Annotated in this window: 5 protein-coding genes; all 5 read right to left on the minus strand. The window is 69.0% G+C overall.

Features of this window, described 5'->3' with window-relative positions; genetic code table 11:
* Positions 1-122: 122 nt before the first annotated feature.
* Positions 123-1,691 (minus strand): DUF4129 domain-containing protein, encoded by a 1,569-nt coding sequence (locus tag VA603_RS08970; protein ID WP_323438580.1) that lies wholly within the window; start codon positions 1,689-1,691, stop codon positions 123-125.
* The gene (locus VA603_RS08975) at positions 1,681-2,673 is read right to left on the minus strand and encodes a stage II sporulation protein M (protein ID WP_323438581.1); all 993 of its coding nucleotides are present in this window, start codon (positions 2,671-2,673) and stop codon (positions 1,681-1,683) included. Before VA603_RS08975 ends, VA603_RS08970 begins: the two co-directional genes overlap by 11 nt.
* Positions 2,670-3,347: an RDD family protein gene (locus tag VA603_RS08980; protein ID WP_323438582.1), complete on the minus strand. Its 678-nt coding sequence runs from the start codon at positions 3,345-3,347 to the stop codon at positions 2,670-2,672. Before VA603_RS08980 ends, VA603_RS08975 begins: the two co-directional genes overlap by 4 nt.
* 199 nt (positions 3,348-3,546) lie before the next feature.
* Positions 3,547-4,455 (minus strand): DUF2167 domain-containing protein, encoded by a 909-nt coding sequence (locus VA603_RS08985; protein ID WP_132862412.1) that lies wholly within the window; start codon positions 4,453-4,455, stop codon positions 3,547-3,549.
* A gap of 82 nt (positions 4,456-4,537) precedes the next feature.
* Positions 4,538-5,077, minus strand: coding sequence for a gamma carbonic anhydrase family protein (locus VA603_RS08990; RefSeq protein WP_323438583.1), 540 nt, complete (start codon positions 5,075-5,077; stop codon positions 4,538-4,540).
* Positions 5,078-5,177 lie beyond the last annotated feature (100 nt).

The raw sequence follows: 5,177 nt of genomic DNA on the forward strand, positions 1-5,177 counted from the left end.
GCCATAGGAGGGCAGGGTGATCTCCTCCTTGCGCCGTTCGACGGCGGAGAACACCCATGCCAACACCAGCGCGCTGACCAGCACGCCGATGCCCGCGATCAGCCCGTAGCGCAGGCGCGCGCTCACGTGCGCCACCCGTACTGCCGGTGCAGTTCACCCATCAATGCCTCGAACTCGTCCTCGCTGGGCAGGCGGCCGGCATAGGCAGCGTACTGCCAGGTGCGCACCATGCGCGCGAACAGGGTGCGGTCGGATTCCTGCGGCATGCGCCGCGAGGCGCGCAGGCACTGCGCCTCGGTGGCGCCGGGTGGCAACACGATGTCGGCACGCTGGCCCAGCACCTCCACCGAGGCGCGGTACAGCAGGGCCAGTGCATGACGCGGCTTGCCTTCGCGCCACAGGCGGCGCGCGCTGCCCAGGATGTCCGGCGGCAGCACTTCGGGCACCAGCAGGGCGTCGTGCTGCACCGGGGTCTGCGCTTCGCGCGTGCGCCGGCCACTGCCACGCAGCCACGGCAACCACCAGCGGGCGGTGAGCGCCAGCACGATCAGCAGTGCGGCCAGCACGATCCACAGGATGCTTTCGCCGATCAGCGCGAGCACCTGGGAGACGAACGTCATGAACGACGGGTCACGCGTCTGGTCGCTGTTGTCCTGCGTGGGCTTGTCCCGTTCCTTGAATACCCACTTGTCCACCGTGCGCTTGGCGCCCAGCTGCGGATCCTCGTAGGCGCGTGCGGCGGCCTGGCGGAAGCCGTCGGTGTCGGCGTCGCCCTGGCCGAACACCGCATGCGGCGTGGCCGGGACGATCGCGTTCGACGGCGCGGCGGTTTCCTTGTGGTTGCTCAGCACCGAGTCGGGCAGGGCATTGCTCTGCTGCGCGCGCAGCGGCGCGATGCCGACCAGCAGGAACAGCACCATCAATGGTGCCAGCCGAGCCAGGCGCTCGCGCAGGCGGCGGAAGGCGATCTCCACGTCCCAGGCTTCCAGCTGGGTGCGGCGGTTGAGGTACAGGCCGAAGCCGGCACCGCTGTAGAACGGGCCAATCAGGGTCATCGCCCCCCAGGCCAGCAGGTTGAAGCCGATCCACGCCCACGCGGGCGTTTCGTCGCCGATCAGCGACCAGGAGGCACGCAGCGATTCGGGCAGGTCTTCCACCGGCATGAACATGAAGATCAGGGCGATGCCGGCCAGCTGCAGCATGGCCTCGAAGTGCCAGCACACCGAGGTCAGCAGCGTGGCGTGGCCATAGCTGGCACTGCCCAGTGCACGCCGGCGCATGCCGCGTTGCGGGCCATCGCCACCTTCCAGCAGGTCCACCGGCATCAGCAGCGAGCGTGCCGGGCTGAGCCGGCGCCAGCCCAGGTAGGCGCCGATGCCGCGCCAACCCCAGCGCAGCTGCGCGCGCAGTGTCTGAGCGGTGGTCGGCACCGCGCCGAAGGCACCGCGCGAGATCACGTACAGCGGGATCCGCTCGAATGCCGGTTTCAGCCACCACATCACCAACGCCGGCAACCAGAAGTTGTCCAGCCACAGGCCGAGCAGGTTGAGCAGCGCGAACACCGGCAGGGTGACCAGCAGCCAGGGCTTCCAGATGGCCCAGGCATGCCGGCGCACCAGCGCCGTGCCCAGTTCCATCGCCTCCCACTGCGAGCGGGCGCGCAGCACCACGTCGAGCTGGTCAATGCGCATGTGCGCTCCCACGTCCGCCGCGCCACAGCCAGAGGATCACCAGCGTCCACAGGACGCCGGAGACGGTCAGCTTGCCCCACATCGGCACCCACGCGATCGAGGACCAGAACGCCTCGATGAACGCGGCCACCAGCAGCATGAAGGCCACGCCCAGGCACAGCCGGGCGCCGACCCTGCCACCTTCGACCAGGGCGTCGATGCGGCGCATGCGGCCCGGTGCCAGCAGGCGCAGGCCCAACTGCAGGCCGGCGCCGCCGGCGATCACGATGGCGGTCAGCTCGAACGGCGCATGCCCGACCACGAAGCGCCAGAAGGGCTCGCCGAAGCCGGCCTGCTGCAGGTGGCCGGCCACCGCGCCGATGGTGATGCCGTTGAACAGCAGTACCAGGACCGTGCCGATCCCCGCCAACAGGCCACTGGCAAAGGTGCGCAGGCCGATGCTGATGTTGTTCATGATGTAGTGGCCGAACATCGCCCAGTCGGTGCCGCTGTCGCGGCCCAGGTGGTCGGCGGCCGGGTCGTACATCTTTTCCATCTGCGCGATCTGGGTGGTGCTCAACAGCATGTGGACCAGGTCCGGCTTGAGCTGCAGCAGCACGAAGATGCCCACCAGCGGCACCGCGAACAGCGCCAGCGCGGTCCACATCGCGCCGGCCTGGCTGCGCACGGCCAACGGGAAATCGGCGAACAGGAACTCCACCGCGCGCGACCAGCGCGGCGGCGGGGTGCGGTAGAGCAGGTTGTGGCCGTTCTGCGAGAGCTGCTGCAGGCGTTCGACCAGCTGCGGGCTGTAACCGCGGTGGCGGGCCAGCGCCAGCTGCTGGCACAACCGCCGGTAGCGCTGCGGGATGGTCTCATCGCCGGGCAGGTCGGCGTCCACGGTGCCGCGCACGCTGCGGGCATGGCCCCCGCGCCGCTGCAGCCACTGCTCGAACTGCTGCCACTCATGCTGGTAACGGGTGACGAACTGCTCCTGCTTCATCGCCGCCCCAACAACCAGTTGGCCATGGCATACAGGCGCAGCACGCCGGCCGCGCCGCGGGCCTGGCTCAGGCCCGAGGCGATGTCGGCCAGTTCGTTCTGGCGCGGCCCGGACAGGGCCGGCGCGCGGTCGGCGAAGGCGATCAAGGCGATCTGTTCACCGGGTTGCAGCGGCACCGGCGGGGCAAGCACGGTCTCGATCCGCGCCGGCGGTTCGGCCGCGCGGGGCGGGGCATGCACCACCAGCGAGCCGGCGACCAGGTCACCCAGGCGCCGGCCATAGGGGTCGCACAGGCAGCTGATCAGGCCCACCGCGTAGCCGAACGGCAGTGCGTCCACGGTGCGCAGCAGGTTGCGCACGATGGCCGGCATCCAGCCCAGCGGCGCACCGTCATTGGCGACCACGCGCAGGCCGAGCACGCGCTTGCCCAGTGTCTGGCCGAACCAGACTTCCAGCACGATCGGGTAGGCCCAGAACATCAGGAACATCAGGCCCAGGTACAGGCCCTGGCCGAAGTCGCCCAGGGCCAGCAGCACCGGGCTCATCACCATCAACACGCCGAAGCGGACCAGCAGGTCGATCAGCCAGGCCAGTGCACGCGGCACCGGGCCGGCGGCGGGCAACTGCAGCGGCACGCCTTCGGGCGTGATCACTTCGCGATAGGTATCGAGCATGGGAGCGCCCGCGGGCATCACGGCACCGCCTGCGCAGCGTGCTGCGTTGGCCCTGGCTGGCGGGAAGTCCGGTGTCCGGCCCGGACGGATGCCTGTGGCATTCGTGTCTCGACTGCGTCCTGTCAGGGTGCAGACTTTAACTGGCGCCCATGTGAAAGCCCAGCCTGCTGCCCGTGGCGGCAGGCTGGACGGGGGCGGCTCAGCGGACCGTGCCGCCTTCGCGCTTGCCGCTGAACAGCTTGCGGACGCCGGCACCCAGCGCGATCACGCCGATCAGCAGCAGCTTCCAGAACTTGGCCAGCAGCAGGCCCACCTTGGCGAACAGGCCGGCCTTGGCGGCCAGGCCACCACCGATCAGCGTGGCCACGCCGTAGGCGGCCACCTTGTCGGTGCTGGCGTTGTGGTCGGCGTAGCGCGCGCCCTCGTTGAACTCGGTCATCGGCAGCAGGCGGTCCATGCCGGTGCGCACCGCGGACAGGTCCGACATCGCCGACACCGCGTTGAGGCTCAGGTAGCCATAGCGGCCGAGCACGCGGATGTCGTAGTTCAGCGAGTGCGCGGGCTCGTTGTTGAAGGCCAGCTCACGCGCCCAGTACAGCTTCTTGCTGTCGGCGTCGTAGCGCGGCGGCACGGCCCAGCCGATCAGGTCCAGTGAGCCATAACCGGCCTTCACCCGCTCCGGGTTGGCCTCGCGGATGCTGGTCTGCATGGTCTCCAGCAGTTCGCTGTAGTCGATGTCCTTGGCGTCGCCATCGGACACGTAGCCGTCATCGGAGTAGGTGACCACCACCGCCCAGCTGCCGTCCTCGAGCAGGCCGGGGCTGCGCGGCACGATCAGGCCGAGCACGCTGTCATCGGGCGGGTTGCCCCACATGTCTTCCAGCACGCGGCGGGCGTCGGCCTTTTCCAGGTACTGGAACTCGTCGCCGAGGTTGAAATGCGCCTTGGCCGCCGGCACCGCGATCGGGCCGGTATGGAAGTCCAGCGACTTCACGAACTGCTCGGCGCTCATGCCCTGCTCTTCCTGGGCGGCGGCGGTAGCGGGCAGCAGGCACAACAGCGACGCAGCGGCCAGCAGGCCGAGCGCGACGGATTTGATCGACTTCATTTCTTGATCCTTCAAGGGGGCGTCCCCACGCCCAGGGCGCGCAGTTTGCGCGCCATCGCAACTGACGGCAATGGGCCGTTGGTCAGCCCTGCATGCCGCGGTACTGGTCCTTGACCTTGACGTAGTGGTCGGCCGAGTAGCGCAGGCCCTCGATGTCCTTCTCGCTGAGCTGGCGCATCAACCGTGCCGGGTTGCCCGCCCACAGCTCGCCGCTGCGCACCACCTTGCCCGGGCCGACCACCGCACCGGCGGCGATGAAGGCGTTGGCCTCGATCACCGCGCCATCGAGGATGCACGCGCCCATGCCGATCAGGCAGTAATCGCCGATGGTGCAGGCATGGATGATGCAGCCATGGCCCACGGTGACGCCTTCGCCGATCAGGGTCGGATAGCCGCCCTTGTTGTAGGGGCTGTCATGGCTGACGTGGATGATGGTGCCGTCCTGCACGTTGGTACGCGCGCCGATGCGGATGTAATTCACATCGCCACGGATCACCGTGCCCGGCCAGACCGAGGCGTCATCGCCGATTTCCACGTCACCGATGATGGTGCACGCCGGGTCCACGTAAACGCGCTCGCCGACGACGGGCATCTTGTCCAGGAAGGGGCGCAGGGCGGTCATGGCGAAAGCCGGCAAGGGGGGAGGGAATGATAAGGGGTAAGGGGAGGGACGGCAGCAATGACGATGCGGAATGCGCTTGGGCACCCGCGGCAGACCGGTT

It is taken from the genome of Stenotrophomonas capsici (assembly GCF_034961085.1).
Classification (GTDB): domain Bacteria; phylum Pseudomonadota; class Gammaproteobacteria; order Xanthomonadales; family Xanthomonadaceae; genus Stenotrophomonas; species Stenotrophomonas capsici.

What these genes read in the sequence shown, in the direction of transcription:
- VA603_RS08980 (WP_323438582.1), bottom strand. Translation starts at nt 3,347, where the DNA reads ATGCTCGATACCTATCGCGAAGTGATCACGCCCGAAGGCGTGCCGCTG.
- VA603_RS08990 (WP_323438583.1), bottom strand. Translation starts at nt 5,077, where the DNA reads ATGACCGCCCTGCGCCCCTTCCTGGACAAGATGCCCGTCGTCGGCGAG.
- VA603_RS08985 (WP_132862412.1), bottom strand. Translation starts at nt 4,455, where the DNA reads ATGAAGTCGATCAAATCCGTCGCGCTCGGCCTGCTGGCCGCTGCGTCG.
- VA603_RS08970 (WP_323438580.1), bottom strand. Translation starts at nt 1,691, where the DNA reads ATGCGCATTGACCAGCTCGACGTGGTGCTGCGCGCCCGCTCGCAGTGG.
- VA603_RS08975 (WP_323438581.1), bottom strand. Translation starts at nt 2,673, where the DNA reads ATGAAGCAGGAGCAGTTCGTCACCCGTTACCAGCATGAGTGGCAGCAG.